Origin of the sequence: Microbulbifer halophilus, from assembly GCF_026183675.1 — a bacterium.
GTDB classification, from domain to species: domain Bacteria; phylum Pseudomonadota; class Gammaproteobacteria; order Pseudomonadales; family Cellvibrionaceae; genus Microbulbifer; species Microbulbifer halophilus.
The window spans coordinates 38356-52270 of sequence record NZ_JAPIVK010000017.1; the positions used below are offsets into that span (position 1 = coordinate 38356).

14 protein-coding genes are annotated in these 13915 nt (G+C 63.6%); 9 read left to right on the plus strand and 5 right to left on the minus strand.

All coding sequences use genetic code 11. The annotated features are described in order from the left end of the window. Positions 1-106 precede the first annotated feature (106 nt). Positions 107-544: a TlpA family protein disulfide reductase gene (locus OQE62_RS10575; protein ID WP_265722003.1), complete on the minus strand. Its 438-nt coding sequence runs from the start codon at positions 542-544 to the stop codon at positions 107-109. Then, positions 513-1925 (minus strand): YihY family inner membrane protein, encoded by a 1413-nt coding sequence (locus OQE62_RS10580; protein ID WP_265722004.1) that lies wholly within the window; start codon positions 1923-1925, stop codon positions 513-515. Before OQE62_RS10580 ends, OQE62_RS10575 begins: the two co-directional genes overlap by 32 nt. Positions 1926-2204: 279 nt before the next feature. Here OQE62_RS10580 and arsC point away from each other — a divergent pair, with 279 nt between their 5' ends. From arsC to OQE62_RS10610, 6 genes are all read left to right on the plus strand, one after another. Then, on the plus strand, positions 2205-2549 hold the full coding sequence (arsC, locus tag OQE62_RS10585; RefSeq protein WP_265722005.1) for an arsenate reductase (glutaredoxin): 345 nt from the start codon (positions 2205-2207) through the stop codon (positions 2547-2549). Continuing rightward, entirely contained in the window at positions 2549-3181 is a 633-nt protein-coding gene (gene wrbA / locus OQE62_RS10590) for an NAD(P)H:quinone oxidoreductase (RefSeq protein ID WP_265722006.1), read from the plus strand. Before arsC ends, wrbA begins: the two co-directional genes overlap by 1 nt. Then, entirely contained in the window at positions 3178-3552 is a 375-nt protein-coding gene (locus tag OQE62_RS10595; protein WP_265722007.1) for a DUF2069 domain-containing protein, read from the plus strand. Before wrbA ends, OQE62_RS10595 begins: the two co-directional genes overlap by 4 nt. Positions 3553-3622: 70 nt before the next feature. Beyond that, positions 3623-5488 carry a signal peptide peptidase SppA gene (sppA, locus tag OQE62_RS10600; protein WP_265722008.1) on the plus strand — a complete coding sequence of 622 codons (1866 nt, stop codon included), beginning with the start codon at positions 3623-3625 and terminating at the stop codon, positions 5486-5488. A gap of 37 nt (positions 5489-5525) precedes the next feature. Beyond that, positions 5526-6071 carry a hypothetical protein gene (locus tag OQE62_RS10605; protein ID WP_265722009.1) on the plus strand — a complete coding sequence of 182 codons (546 nt, stop codon included), beginning with the start codon at positions 5526-5528 and terminating at the stop codon, positions 6069-6071. A gap of 246 nt (positions 6072-6317) precedes the next feature. Then, positions 6318-7040 carry a glycine zipper 2TM domain-containing protein gene (locus OQE62_RS10610; protein ID WP_265722010.1) on the plus strand — a complete coding sequence of 241 codons (723 nt, stop codon included), beginning with the start codon at positions 6318-6320 and terminating at the stop codon, positions 7038-7040. A 17-nt stretch (positions 7041-7057) separates the two neighbouring features. Here the strand turns inward: OQE62_RS10610 and OQE62_RS10615 are convergent, their stop codons facing one another. Continuing rightward, complete coding sequence (locus tag OQE62_RS10615; protein ID WP_265722011.1) at positions 7058-7378, minus strand: DUF3175 domain-containing protein; 321 nt, start codon at positions 7376-7378, stop codon at positions 7058-7060. 241 nt (positions 7379-7619) lie between these two features. On the opposite strand from OQE62_RS10615, the gene OQE62_RS10620 reads away from it, so the two are divergent. Genes OQE62_RS10620 through OQE62_RS10630 form a run of 3 tightly spaced genes read left to right on the plus strand, consistent with a single transcriptional unit; the run spans position 7620 to position 11494 of the window. Beyond that, positions 7620-8483, plus strand: coding sequence for an HAD-IIB family hydrolase (locus tag OQE62_RS10620; RefSeq protein ID WP_265722012.1), 864 nt, complete (start codon positions 7620-7622; stop codon positions 8481-8483). Between the two features lie 27 nt (positions 8484-8510). After that, a complete protein-coding gene (locus tag OQE62_RS10625; protein ID WP_265722013.1) occupies positions 8511-9746 on the plus strand; it encodes a glycosyltransferase family protein in 1236 nt (411 codons plus the stop codon). Further along, positions 9743-11494, plus strand: coding sequence for a sugar phosphorylase (locus OQE62_RS10630; RefSeq protein WP_265722014.1), 1752 nt, complete (start codon positions 9743-9745; stop codon positions 11492-11494). Before OQE62_RS10625 ends, OQE62_RS10630 begins: the two co-directional genes overlap by 4 nt. Before the next feature lie 98 nt (positions 11495-11592). On the opposite strand, the gene OQE62_RS10635 is transcribed toward OQE62_RS10630, so the two are convergent. Beyond that, positions 11593-12555: an HPP family protein gene (locus tag OQE62_RS10635; protein ID WP_265722015.1), complete on the minus strand. Its 963-nt coding sequence runs from the start codon at positions 12553-12555 to the stop codon at positions 11593-11595. Positions 12556-12662: 107 nt separating this feature from the next. Then, entirely contained in the window at positions 12663-13883 is a 1221-nt protein-coding gene (locus OQE62_RS10640) for an MFS transporter (RefSeq protein WP_265722016.1), read from the minus strand. Positions 13884-13915 lie beyond the last annotated feature (32 nt).

The window sequence follows — 13915 nt, forward strand, 5'->3', positions numbered from 1 at the left end:
TTACCAGATGGCCACCGGCATCGGGGCCGCCACCGGATTGGGCTGGAGGGATTGCCGGTTCCAGGGCAATCGGTGCGCACGGCGCACCCTACCCTACCTGGCGCGGCTATTTTTTTGCGCTTTTTCCACTACCCTCTGGCAACACCTCCCGCAGGCTCTCGACGGTCTGCGGCCCCACCAGCGTCTCCACCAGGCGCCCGTCCCCACCGACGATAAAAGTCGTGGGCAATACCTGCGGGCGCTCCCAGCCCCAGCGGGCGGCGGGATCGGCGGCGAGTACCGGAAAGCGGATGCCCATTTTTTCCGCCTGCTCGGCGATGGTCGCCGCCGGCAGGCGGTCGTAGTTGACTCCCACCACCTGCAGCGCCTCGCTCTCGCGCGCCAGCCGGTTCAGCTCGGGAATTTCCTCGCGGCAGGGCTTGCACCACTCGGCCCAGTAGTTGACCAGCAACACCTTGCCAGCGGGATCCACCGGCGGGCCGGCGACGGTTTCCAGACGCTCTCTGCCGGCCTCACAACCGCTTGTTATTGTTACGGCGGCCAACCACAGAAAGACTGCCCACCGAATCGCTTTCGGACTTCTTCTTGTCACTGCCGGATTCACCTTTGCCACCACCTCGTCTGGATCTGCTTTTGTTCTTTGTATCAGTCGTTTTCCCGGATGCGGAGCCATCCCCTGCCCCGCTTTCCGCCTCCGTTGCCTCTTCCCGCTTCAGGGCACTGCGGAAGAGTTCGGCCAGGTTGATCGCCAGCCTGTCACCGGCAAACTCCCGGGTTTCCACAAAGCGCTCCTCTATATCCTTATACCAGGGCAGCCCCCGCAGGTCGCTGTCGCTGCGACGGGAAATGGGGGCCGGGTTCATCCACTCCACCAGGTCTGCCAGCGAAACAGCATTCAGGTCCCGCAGCAGCACATAGTCGTTGCGCTCCGTCTGGGTGATGACTTTTTGCTCCTGCAATACCCTGCGGACGCGCCGCCACTGGGCCGGCTTGATTCCCGCGTGAGAAATATCCTGGTCGCGCACCGGCTGGCCGTGCCGGTACCGACGGTAAAACTCCCACAACAACACCAGCGCCGCCATCACATCGGAATACTTCCGTCCCCGGGTCGCCGCGTGGTAGGCAGACAGGGTTCGAACCAGAACGCAACCCGCCAGCACGATCATCCACATCAGGTAGATCCACATCAGGAACAGCGGCACAAAGGCGAAGGCCCCGTAGATGGCCTGCACCGAACTGCGCGCCACCATCACCCCGAACAGGTACTTGGCCGCTTCAAACGCAAAGGCGGTGATGACACCGCCCGCCAGACCGTGTCGCAGCGGTACGCGACAGTTGGGTACGGCGATAAACAACAGCGTGAAGGCCATGGCGGTAAAGATCCACGGCAACACCCGCAACACGATCGGCAACAGACCCAGGGTGTCCCCTTCCGAAAGGAACATCTTTTGCGAGAAGAGATAGGTGGTAGTCGCCAGACCGGCGCCGAGCAATATCGGCCCCAGGCTCAGGATGGCCCAATAGAGCAGAAAACTGGAAACACCCCGGCGACCGCGGGGAATATCCCAGATCGAGTTGAAAGTCACCTCGATATTGCGCAGCATCAGCCCGGCGGTCACCAGCAGTATGCCGATACCCACACCGGTTAGCCGCTGCGCCTGACTGGAAAAATTGCTGATATATTCCTGCACCTCGCGCCCGCTCTCGGGCACGAAGTGGGAAAAGATCTGATGCTGCAGCTTGCTCTCCAGCCCGGCGAAATCGGGAAACAGCGACAACATCGCGTAACTGACCGTCACCAGCGGCACTATCGCAAACAGCGTCATATAAGTAAGCGCCGCCGCACTCTGGCGACAGTTCTTTTCTCCGAATAGCGTCCACAGGGAGACAACAAAGCGACGCCAGCGATGCACCATTTCCGTCATGGATTGTTTCCGTATTTTTTGAGGAAGTTCATCAGAGCCCGCTTGGAATCTTGCACAATCTCCGCAGGGCCGGGTGGGGTACCGCTTTCCGGGACACGCCGTATATACGTCCCTGTAGGCTTGTCTGCGAGGTCCCTCTCGCAGACAGTTCCGGAAAGCGGTACCCCACCCGGCCCGCACCGAAAACCGAATCCTCGAAAATCCCGAGTGGCGGAGCTCTTAGAACTCACAAACATTAATCGGTTAGAATACGCCAAACATTAACAGGATACTGCCGCAATGTGGACGATTTACCATAACCCACGCTGTTCAAAATCCCGTCAGACCCTGCAACTCCTGCAGGACAACGGCGTGGAGCCCGAAGTGGTGCTCTACCTGGAGACGCCGCCCTCGAAAGCGCAACTGGCCGAATTGCTGCATAAACTCGGCCTCTCCGCCCGGGAACTGCTGCGCACCGGCGAAAGTGCCTATAAAGAGCTGCAACTGAAAGACAGGGCGCTCAGCGACGAACAACTGATCGACGCCATGGTGCAGCATCCGAAACTGATCCAGCGCCCGATCGTGGTCAGGGGTGACAGGGCCGTGCTCGGCCGGCCGCCGGAAAACGCGCTGGAGCTGATCTGATGGCGGCCGCGAACCGGGAGCCGAACAGGGAAACCTACGTCCTGATCCTCTACTATAGCCGCAGCGGCACCACCGCCCGCATGGCCTCCGAACTGGCCCGCGGCGTGGAAACCGCCGGCCTGGCCGCGCGCCTGCGCACCGTGCCCACCGTATCCCCGGACACCGAGGCCAGCCTGCCACCGGTACCGGACGAAGGCGCGCCCTACTGTACACAGGACGATCTGCGCCACTGCGCCGGCCTGCTGCTAGGCAGCCCTACCCGTTTTGGCAATATGGCCGCGCCACTGCGCCATTTCTTCGACCAGACCAGCGATATGTGGCTCGACGGTAGCCTCGCCGGCAAGCCCGCCGCCGTCTTCACGTCCACCGGCAGCCTGCACGGCGGCCAGGAGACCACCCTGATCTCGATGATGCTGCCCCTGCTGCACCACGGCATGCTGATAGCCGGTATCCCCTACTCCGAGGCCGCACTGATGCACACCCGCAGCGGCGGCACCCCCTACGGCGCCTCCCACTGGTCCGGCGGCGACAGCGCGCTGAGCGAAGACGAGATCACCCTGTGCCGCGCCCAGGGCGCACGCGTCGGTCGGCTGGCACGCGACCTTTCCCACAACCCCGGGGATCGAATGTGAGCGACACAGACAACAAAAACGCCGACAACAACAGCGTCGCGCGCAAACTCCGCATCGCCCTGCGCCTGAACTGGATCTGCTACCTGGGCCTGCTGCTACTGTTTATGGTATGGAATCTGTCGCTGCCGGGCGGCTCGATCAAGCTGTGGATCCTGCAGACGGTGCCACTGCTGCTGGTCTTGCCGGGTCTGCTGAAGCGCCGCTTCCGCAGCTACCTGTGGCTCTGTTTCATCCTGCTGCTCTACATTACCGCCAGCATTGTCGACGTAACGATGCCGGGGCGCGGCTGGCAGGATGGCATTCTGTTACTGTTGAGCCTTACCCTGTTCTTCTCCGCCATGATGACCAGCCGCTGGCAACGCATGCACTGACCGGAAACTACAGAAACAGATAATACGCACCGACAGGCACAAGCCGAGCGGTGCTAAGGAGTGTTGAGGTTTGACTGACGCAACCCACAGAAAGGGATTCATCCGCCGCATTTTCGACGGCATCGGCGCCGCCATCACCTGGTTGCGGCGCATCGTTACCAACCTGCTGTTCCTGCTGCTGTTGCTGTTCGTGGGCACACTGATTTTCGGCAAGGACGAGCGCCTCACCATCCCCCAGGGCGCAGCGCTCAAGGTGGCCCCCACCGGCGTACTGGTCGACGAGCTGTCCCCGCCCAGCGGACTACCTGGTTTTATCGGCGGCCCCTCCGGCCCGGTGGAAACCCGCGTAAAGGACCTGGTGGACGCCATCGACAACGCCGCCAGGGACCAGCGCATCTCCTCGCTGGTACTGGAGCTGGACCAGATGGTGGGCGCCAACCTGAGCAAGCTCGAGGAAATCGGCGCGGCGGTGCAGCGTTTCAAGGCCACCGACAAGCCTGTCTACGCCGTGGGAGACAACTACACCCAGGCCCAGTACTTCCTCGCCAGCCACGCCGATACCGTCTACCTGAACCCCATGGGCTCGGTATTACTGACCGGTTTCGGCGCCTATCGCAATTACTTCAAGAGCGCGCTGGACAAGCTCAAGGTGAACTTCCACGTGTTCCGCGTGGGCGACTACAAGGACTTTATCGAGCCCTACACCCGCGACGACATGTCCCCCGCCTCGCGGGAAAACAATCAGCGCTGGCTGCACCAGCTGTGGGGCGAATACACGGAACAGGTTACCGGCCTGCGCAACCTGCCGCCCGGGGCAATCGATGCGTTTATCGCCGATCTGCCACAGAGGCTGGCGGCTCACGACGGCAGCTGGGCCGAGACCGCGCAGGCCAACGAGCTGGTGGACAAGCTCGCCAGCCGCCGGGTTGCCGTCAGCGAACTGCAGGAGAAAATCGGTGCCGCCGACGACGAGCGGGACTACAAATCCATCGACGCCCTCGACTACCTGCGCAACCAGAAGCTGACACAGATCCCCAGCCCGGGAGAGGAGACCCCGAAAATCGGCCTGATCTCTGCCAGTGGCGCCATCGTCGACGGCGAGGCGCCGGCGGGCCAGATCGGCAGCGAGACCCTCGGCGAGCTGATCGTCGATGCGCGGGAGAAAGAGGTCGACGCGCTGGTACTGCGCATCGACAGCGGCGGAGGCTCCGCCTTCGCCTCCGAGGCCATCCGCCAGGAGCTGCTCGCCACCCGCGAAGCGGGTATCCCGGTGGTGATCTCCATGGGCAGCGTGGCCGCCTCCGGCGGCTACTGGATTGCCACGGGTGGCGACCGCATCTGGGCCTCGCCCTCGACGATTACCGGTTCCATCGGCGTCTTCGGCGCCTTCCCCACCTTCGAGGATTCCCTCGAACATATCGGTATCTACAACGACGGTGTCGGCACCACCGAACTGGCCGGCTCCATGCGCCTCGACCGCCCCCTGCCCGAGGCGGCCGCGAATATCCTGCAACAGGGTGTCGAGCACACCTACGCACGCTTCCTGCGTATCGTTGCCGAGGCCCGCGGCAGTACGCCGGACGAAGTGCACAAGATCGCCCAGGGCCAGGTCTGGACCGGTCGCGCGGCGCAGAAGCTGGGCCTGGTGGACGAACTGGGCAACCTCGACGACGCCGTCGCCGGCGCCGCCCGGCTGGCAGAGCTGGAAGATTACGAACTTATGGAAATCCAGCGCGAACTGACACCGGGGGAAAAGTTCCTGCGCGCCCTGGCGGACAATGTCGACGCGCAGGTCGCGGCGAGTATCGAGGCCAACCTGCCACTGGGCGCCTGGCTGAGCAGCCTCGAGCCGGCGCTGGAGCCCGTCACCGCGCTGCAGAGTTACCGCGATCCACGCGCGCTCTACGTGCGCTGCCTGGTCTGCCGTGCCCCCTGAATCGCCAGCCCGGGTCGACGATCGGGATGGCGCCGGGATGGAGCGGGCCTACCGCGAGTACGCCCGCCTCAGCGCCACCTGCAACGACTATATCCGGCGGGCCCTGGGCGATATCCGCCTGTTCGGCGCCATCGCCGCACTGCTGGCCTGGGATCCGCTATCCCGCCTGCTGGAGCTGGATGCCCGGCTGCAGCAGCCGGTCACGCCGGTGGGCTTCCTGGTCCTGTTGCTGGTGATGGCGCTGGTGATGTTCTTCGACCTGTTCAAGCAGTCGATCTTTTTCTTTCACCTGCAGCGCATGCGCGAACTGGAACGGATGCTGAACCGCACCGCCGAAGGGGACACGCCGCTGTTCCACCTCGCCGGCGGCTGGCCGGCCTGGTTCCACCACCACCACGCCCCGATCGCCCGTATTTTCTGGGGTATCTTCTACCTGCTGGTGGTGGCCTTTCCCTCCGCCATCCTCTATCTGCAGGACTATGCCGGCTGGCTGCCGGCCTACCTGGGCACCGCCTGCCTGGTGCTGTTCCTGCACGCGCGTTGCGCGCTCAAGCTGCTGCACTCTCTCGACGAGCAGCTGTAGCGGGGCAAGATTCCGTCGGCGCCGGCGCACCCGGGCCGGCTGTTGGGCTTCGCGGAGCTCACCCAACCTACACCGATCACTGCCCTCCCCGACTTCTCAGCACTGGATTCAGCATCCGTTCAGCGGTCGGGGGTGAAACTGGCTCCGGACTGTGACCCATCCACCTGAAGCTTTCGAACAGACTGGTAGCATCGCCGCCAGTTCGGATTCCGGTGGAATCCCGGCACGCAAAGGAGAGAAGTCAACATGAAAAAGCCGACAGCCATCGCCGCCATTGCCATCGCCGGCAGCCTCGCGGCCGCCGCCACTGCCGAGCCGCCGGAGGGTCGGGGCTGGAAGAAGCACCACAGACACGACCGCTACGAGCGAAAAGAGGAATTCTGGGACGGCAACTGCAAAGTCGAGCGCAAATGGTCGCGCAACGGCGACTACAAGGAAGAGCGCAAATGCGAGGGCGGCCGCGGCCGCGAGTACGCCCACCGGGAACCGGCGGGCCGGGTGGTGGTAGAGCTGCCACCCTGGTTCGACCGTGGCGCGCGGCAACCCGAATACGAGCCCGAGTGGCGCCCGGCACCGAGCCCCTCCTCCACCCGCTGCAATAGCAAAGAGGTGGGCAGAGTACTCGGCGGGCTGATCGGCGGCGTGCTCGGCCACCAGGTCGGCGATGGCCGCGGCCAGACAGCGGCCACCATCGGTGGCGCCATTGCCGGCGTACTGATCGGCGGCAAGATCGGCGACCGGATGGACGCCCGCAACCAGGCCTGCGTGGCCCAGGCGCTGGAATTCGCCCCGGAGGGACAGCGGATCAGCTGGCAGGATGGTGGCCGACAGTATGCAGTGACCCCGGGCGCCATCGAACAGCGGGGAGGCAGTTACTGTCGCAGCTTTACCGCGGAACTGGGCGGCGACCAGCGCACCCGCGGCACTGCCTGCCGCCGCGCGGACGGCACCTGGGTAAAATCCCGGTAAGGTGCCGGCGGACACCGTCAATGCCGCGGCGGTGTCCGCCCAAACAGTTCCCGCAGTTCGTCTTTCGCCTTCTCCAATCGCGCCCGCTCGGCTTTCGACAGGTTGCCGCCAGCGCGATTGATATAAAAGGTCAGCATCGACATGGCGGAGCGATAGGGATCGGCCCTGCGGCGCTCACTGCGCTCGGCGGAGCGCATCAGGGATTCGGCAATGGCCCGCGGATCCCCGAGGGTGAAGACGCCGGGCTCCAGGTCCAGCACATCGCTCTTCTCCGTCACCTTCCGCGACCAATTGGCGACGCCCTGTTTCCGCCCTGACTGTCCCGATGTGCGCGCCATAGAGCCTCCGATCGCGGGGTTCGCTCCCCAATCTTATATCCCCCCACCCTGCAGCACCAACATGGGGCAGCTTTCGGAAACCCCATTTCCCGGCCGCTCCACACCGATGCAGCCATTCCCGTTAGTTGACGCTTTAGCCGCCGGATTGACGCAATCGCGCACCGCTGAGGCCCACAGTCCGGGCATGGCACTATTTTTGGATTGTCTACCTTCAAACAGCGGAAAATAATTCAGCGCAATAATGACGCAAAACGATTTCTCCCATGGCCACTGGCTGATCGTCAGCGATCTGGACGGCACCCTGCTGGATCACTGCGACTACTCGCACGGGCCGGTGGATCGGCTGCTGGAGCAGCTCGACCGGCACGGTGTACCGGTGCTACTGAACAGCAGCAAGACCCGCGCGGAGATGCTCGACCTACGCCGCGAGCTCAGCAACCGCCACCCGTTTATCGTCGAGAACGGCTCGGCGATTTTCATTCCCGCAGACTACTTCCCGGAGAAACCCGCGGCGGCGCGGAATCGCGGGGACTTCTGGATCATCGAACCGGGCGCGCCGCACAAAGAGCTGCTGGCCTACCTGCAGGGCGACGCACGGGAACACGGGGCACCCTACCTGCACTTTTCCGCCGCCTCGGCCGATGAACTCGCCGTGGCCACCGGCCTCCAGCCGGACCAGGCGGCCGCCGCGCAGCGCCGCGAATACTCCGAGCCGCTGCTGTGGCGCGGCAGCGAAGCGGAAAAGCGGGCGTTTCGGCGCCGCGCCGCGTCGGCCGGCTTCCGCACCCTCGAGGGCGGCCGCTTCCTGCACCTGCTCGGTCCCACCGACAAGGGCGCAGCCACGCTGCAACTGCTCGACTGCTATCGCCATTGCCGCCCGGGCGACTACCGGCTGATTGCCGCCGGCGACAGCCCCAACGACCTGGACATGCTCGCCGCCGCCGACGTCGCCGTGATCGTCCGCCCGCAGCACGGCGCCGCGCCGGTCCTGGAAGACGACAGCACCCGCCGCGTGATCCACAGCCGACACCGCGGCCCCGCCGGCTGGCGGGAGTGTATCGAACCGCTGTTTGCCCCCCTTTTCAGCGACCTGAAACCCCAGTGAGAACCCGGTTCCCGACAGGAGTTGCCCGTGACTGACTTTTTCCAGAACGGCTCGATCACTACCCTGCACAACCTCTGCAACCGTTCCCTGGAGGAGATGGAAAACGAATTACTCGGGTTTTCCAGGCAGAGACCCATGTCGCTGCTGCTGCCATCCCTCTACTCGGAGCTGGAGGGGGAAGCACTGCCGAAAATTCTCGGCGAGCTCTCTAAAGTGCCCTATCTGTCGGAAATCGTGATCGGACTGGACCGCGCCGACGAATCCCAGTACCGGGATGCGCTGGCCCGTTTCAATCGGCTGCCGCAGCATGTGCGCGTACTCTGGAACGACGGCCCGCGGCTGCGGGAACTGGATGCAAAACTGCAGGGGCGCGGCCTGGCGCCACAGGAGCCGGGCAAGGGGCGCAACGTCTGGTACTGTCTCGGTTACATCCTGGCCTCCGGCCACGGCGAGGCCGTGGCGCTGCACGACTGCGACATCGTCACCTACGACCGCCGGCTGCTGGCGCGCCTCTTCTACCCGGTGGCCAACCCGGCATTCAGTTATGAATTCTGCAAGGGTTTCTACTCGCGGGTGGCCTCGGGAAAAATCAATGGCCGGGTCTGCCGGCTGCTGGTGACCCCGCTGATCCGCACCCTGAAAAAGGTCTACGGCCACACCGATTACCTGACCTACATGGACAGCTTCCGCTACGCGCTGGCCGGCGAGTTCTCCTTCCGCCGCGACGTCATCAACGACCTGCATATACCCAGCGACTGGGGCCTCGAGATCGGCGTACTATCGGAGATGTACCGCAACTATTCCACCAACCGCCTCTGCCAGGTGGATATCGCCCACTGCTACGACCACAAGCACCAGCCGGTCTCCTTCAGCGACGCTGAAGCCGGCCTGTCGAAAATGTCCATCGATATCGCCAAGTCGCTGTTTCGCAAACTGGCCACCCAGGGCACGGTTTTTTCCACGGAAATCTTCCGCAGTATCAAGGCCACCTACTTCCGTATCGCCCTGGACTTCGTCGAGACCTATCGCAACGATGCAATCATCAACGGCCTGGACTTCGATATCCACCGCGAGGAAGAGACGGTGGAACTCTTCGCCCGCAACCTGATGAAAGCCGGCCAGGCCTTCCTCGACAACCCCATGGAAACCCCGTTCATACCCAGTTGGAGCCGCATCAGCAGCGCCGCGCCGGAGTTTCTCCCCGAACTCAAATCCGCCGTAGAAGCGGACTATCGCGAATACAGCTGGAAAGGCACCCCATGACCCAGACATCCGGCGAACTGCCCATTGAAGAAATCGTCCGGCGGAAAGTCTGCGGCCACCTGGCCGCCATCTACCCGGACCGCGACCGGGAAGAAATAGCCCGGGAACTGCTGCGGGCCATGCGCCTGGACGAAGACTGCCAGACCCCGCAGTCTCACAGAAACCTGTGGGACCAGACGGACATGGTGGTCATCACCTATGCCGACACCATCCTAAGCGGCGACAGGCGGCCCCTGCAGGCACTGCACCATTTCCTCAAAGAACACTTCACCATGCTGATCAACAGCGTGCATATACTGCCGTTCTTCCCCTACTCCAGCGACGACGGTTTCGCGGTAATCGATTACAAACAGGTGGACCCGGCGCTCGGGGACTGGAACGATATACTGCGTATCAGCACCGACTTCCACCTGATGGCGGACCTGGTGATCAACCACTGCTCCTCACAGCACCGCTGGTTTGTCAATTTTCAGGAGGGGAAAGACCCGGGCCGGGATTATTTCCTGGCCGTGGACCCGAGCGAAAACCTGAGCGGCGTGGTGCGCCCGCGCACCACGCCGCTGCTGCGCGCGGTTTCCGACGGCGATGAGACCAGGTTCGTCTGGTGCACCTTCGGCCACGACCAGGTGGACCTGGATTTTCGCAATCCGCAGGTGCTGCTGGAAATGGTGGATATCGTGCGCCTCTACCTGGATATGGGCGTGCGTATTTTCCGCCTGGATGCCGTGGCCTTTCTCTGGAAGAAAATCGGCAGCAGGTGTATCAACCTGGAAGAAACCCACGAGATCGTACGGCTGCTGCGCACGCTGATCGAACACGCGGACCCGAATGCAATCATCATTACCGAGACCAATATTCCCAACCGGGAAAACCTCTCCTACTTCGGCAACGCCAACGAGGCACACTGCATCTACAATTTCTCCCTGCCGCCACTGCTGGTCAACAGCCTGGTGAGCGGCAACTGTCGCCACTTGAAGAACTGGCTGATGAGCATGCCGCCGGCGCAGAACGGCACCACCTATTTCAACTTTATCGCCTCCCACGACGGGATCGGCCTGCGCCCGGTGGAGGGACTGCTGAGCGATGACGAGCAGGAAGCACTGATCCAGACCATGGAAAACTTCGGCGGCCAGATAAGCTGGCGCGCACTGGACGACGGCAACAGGAAGCCCTACGAAATCAATATCTCCCTGTTCGACGCGCTCAAGGGCACCACCGCCGGCGAGGACCAGTGGCAACTGCAGCGCTTCACCTGTGCCCACGCCGTCATGCTGGCGCTGGAGGGCATCCCCGGCTTCTACCTGCACAGCCTGGTGGCCGGCACCAACGACTGCCGGCGCATGGCCGAGCACGGCCACAACCGCGCCATCAACCGGCGCCAGTGGCAGGAAGGGGACCTGAACCGCAAACTGGCCGACCCCGACAGCCACCACGGCAAGGTGTTCCGCCAGCTGCGCCACCTGATCCGCGTGCGCCGAAACCAGCCGGCTTTCCACCCCAACGCCACCCAGTTTACGCTGCACCTGGGCGAACAGATCTTCGCATTCTGGCGACAGAGCATGGACCGGCGCCAGAGCATCTTCTGCCTCAACAATATTTCCGATACACCGCAGACGGTGCTGCTGTCCAGTATCAACCTGATCGGCACGGACAAATGGAAGGACCTGATCAGCGGCCGGCATTTCGAGGATATGCTGGGCTCGGTGACACTGGCGCCCTACCAGACGCTTTGGATCACCAACCAATAATGGAGCCCGGGGCTAGTGGGCCGTGCGCAAAGTTCTGTAACACTATCTCTTCGCCACAGGCCCCAGTGCTGCGTTGAAAAAGAAGGGAGCACAGCCCACTAGACCTTGACCCAGTGGCCGTTTCGGGGCTCCACCTCGAAACGCGCCCAGCTGCGGAGCTCGCCGCGCGAACAGAGCCCCGTATCGTTGGCGCCGGCGCCCGCCACGGTCTTGTAGATCACCAGGTCCCGGCCCACATCCTCTTCACTGGAATCGTCGAGTACCTGGCAAACACTCCAGAGCTTGCCCAGCTTGCCGTTGCTGTAGAATTTCCCGGCGACAATTTTCTCCGGGTGAACGGTATTCTTTTCAGCGTGGCGCTTGGCCAGTTCCAGCAGGTCCGCCAGCCCCTCCGCCGTGACATCGACGTAGGAATCGAGCTCCTGCATGGCCGCGGCAAAATCTTCGTGGGTGAGTTCGTGCTCCCTGTCGACCGCATCGGTAACCTCCGGTGTCGCCCTGCGATGCGCCAGGTGTGCGGGATAGCGCCGCCAGTGGAACAGGTTGTTGAACAGCAGCGCCACAAACAGGATCGACAGGAGATTGACGAGAATCGGCACCAGCAGAAACTGATAACCGAGCGCTTCCGCATCGGCACCGATAACCGAGGTCAGCGCCGTGGCGCCGCCGGGCGGATGGATACAGCGGAGATAGTACATCGCGCCAACTGCCAGCCCCACGGCCAGGCCGGCCACCGCGAACCCGCCGGGCAACCAATGCTGGCAGGCAATACCTATCGCCGCGGAGACAGTGTGCCCCCCGATCAGGGCCCACGGTTGGGAAAGAGCCCCGTGGGGTACGGCAAACAGGAGTACCGCGCTGGCTCCCATGGAAGCGACGACAAAATAACTGGTCTGGATATCGATGAATCGAAATGCAACCGCGAAGTAGGTCGCCCAGGCCACACAGGTGATCGCGATGGCGGCCCCGAGTGCGGAAAGCAGTTTCTCGCGATGGCTGGTGGTGTTGCGTTCGAGACCGATGAGGCGGGCAAATTCGTCGAGGGGATACTTCAGGTTCATTGCGGGGCAGTCGGGAAAAATCGGCCGGCGATAGTATTGAGTATTTCCCCCGAGTTCAATCGCCCGTCAGGCCCGGGCCACTGCCGGCGTGCGGAAACGCGCGGGTGTTACCGATCGCGCTCGCCGAGCGCCAGATGCCGCAGCGGTCCGGAGAAGGCGAGCAGCGCAAAGCTCACCAGGCTCGCGATCCCCGCCCACAACAGCGTGGCCAGCGGCGCTGCGTACTCGCTGATGGCGCCGGCGGCCAGGGCCCCCAGGGCGGCAGAGCCGAACAGTGCCAACTGGTAGATGGAGATCAGGCGGCTGCGGTATTCGTCCGGTGCCAACAGTTGCACCACCGCCCGCCCCAGCGCCGCCGAGGCCGCCGCCACGGCGCCCCAGCAGACGCAGAGCAGGATCAGGCCGAACGGGGTGGGGCCGAAGCTGATGGCGATCAGCAGCGCAGCGCTGTAGAGCAGGCACATCAGGATACCGCGTCCCGGCCTGTCCCCCTGGCCGCGGTGCAGCATCACCGCCGTGGCCGCCACGGTACCGCCGACAAACCCCAACTGCAGTGTCGCGTAGTAGCCGGCGCCGCGACCGTATTGTTCCGCCAGCAACGGCAGTACCACCAGGAAAACACCGATATGCACAAAGCCGTTGAAAGCCATCAGCGCCACCAGTTCGCGCAGTGCCGGGCGGCGCCAGGCTTCCGCCAGCCCCTCGCGGATCAGTGCCAGCGGCAATTTCCGCTCCCTGGCGTGATGGATGCCCGGCTGCCGCAGCGAATAGAAAAATCCCGCGGCCATCGCCAGCGCCGCCATCTGTATCAGCAGCAGCGACCTCAACCCCCAGTGGTCGAAGCGGCTCGCCAGCAGCATGCCCAACGCCTGGCCTCCGTACTGCGCCATCATCATCCAGGTCACTGTCCTCTGCACACCGCTTTCGGTGGTGCGGCCGCCGTCGCGGCGCGCGCTGCGCTGTACCAGGTTGTCCCGTGCCGGCTGCAGAAAGGCGGTGCAGACACCGAGGCTGACGCCGTAGAACATCAGCAGGGGGAGATCCGGAATACGATAGGAAAAATACAGCAGCAAGCCACCGTGGCAAGCCAACAGCCCCAGGCTGGCCAGCGCCGCCACCGCCGCGGCGTCCCGCCGGTCCGCCAGGGCGCCGCCGAACAGCAGGAACAGCAGGTTCGGCAACAGCACCGATGCCTGTACCCACCCCAGCTGCAGCGCCGGCAGGTCCACCACACTCACCGCAATCCACGGCAACAGGATCACCTGCAGGCCGGTGGCAAGGCTGGTACCGCTGTAGCCGGAGAGGAATTTTCTGAGTCTCGATGGCATGGCGAATCGTCGGTGATCAGTGATGGTCGGCA

Bases quoted from the DNA above. Each gene is read 5' to 3' on its own strand.
- OQE62_RS10605 (WP_265722009.1), top strand. From the start codon at position 5,526: ATGGAGCGGGCCTACCGCGAGTACGCCCGCCTCAGCGCCACCTGCAAC.
- OQE62_RS10580 (WP_265722004.1), bottom strand. From the start codon at position 1,925: ATGACGGAAATGGTGCATCGCTGGCGTCGCTTTGTTGTCTCCCTGTGG.
- arsC (WP_265722005.1), top strand. From the start codon at position 2,205: ATGTGGACGATTTACCATAACCCACGCTGTTCAAAATCCCGTCAGACC.
- wrbA (WP_265722006.1), top strand. From the start codon at position 2,549: ATGGCGGCCGCGAACCGGGAGCCGAACAGGGAAACCTACGTCCTGATC.
- OQE62_RS10615 (WP_265722011.1), bottom strand. From the start codon at position 7,378: ATGGCGCGCACATCGGGACAGTCAGGGCGGAAACAGGGCGTCGCCAAT.
- OQE62_RS10610 (WP_265722010.1), top strand. From the start codon at position 6,318: ATGAAAAAGCCGACAGCCATCGCCGCCATTGCCATCGCCGGCAGCCTC.
- OQE62_RS10620 (WP_265722012.1), top strand. From the start codon at position 7,620: ATGACGCAAAACGATTTCTCCCATGGCCACTGGCTGATCGTCAGCGAT.
- OQE62_RS10635 (WP_265722015.1), bottom strand. From the start codon at position 12,555: ATGAACCTGAAGTATCCCCTCGACGAATTTGCCCGCCTCATCGGTCTC.
- OQE62_RS10630 (WP_265722014.1), top strand. From the start codon at position 9,743: ATGACCCAGACATCCGGCGAACTGCCCATTGAAGAAATCGTCCGGCGG.
- OQE62_RS10640 (WP_265722016.1), bottom strand. From the start codon at position 13,883: ATGCCATCGAGACTCAGAAAATTCCTCTCCGGCTACAGCGGTACCAGC.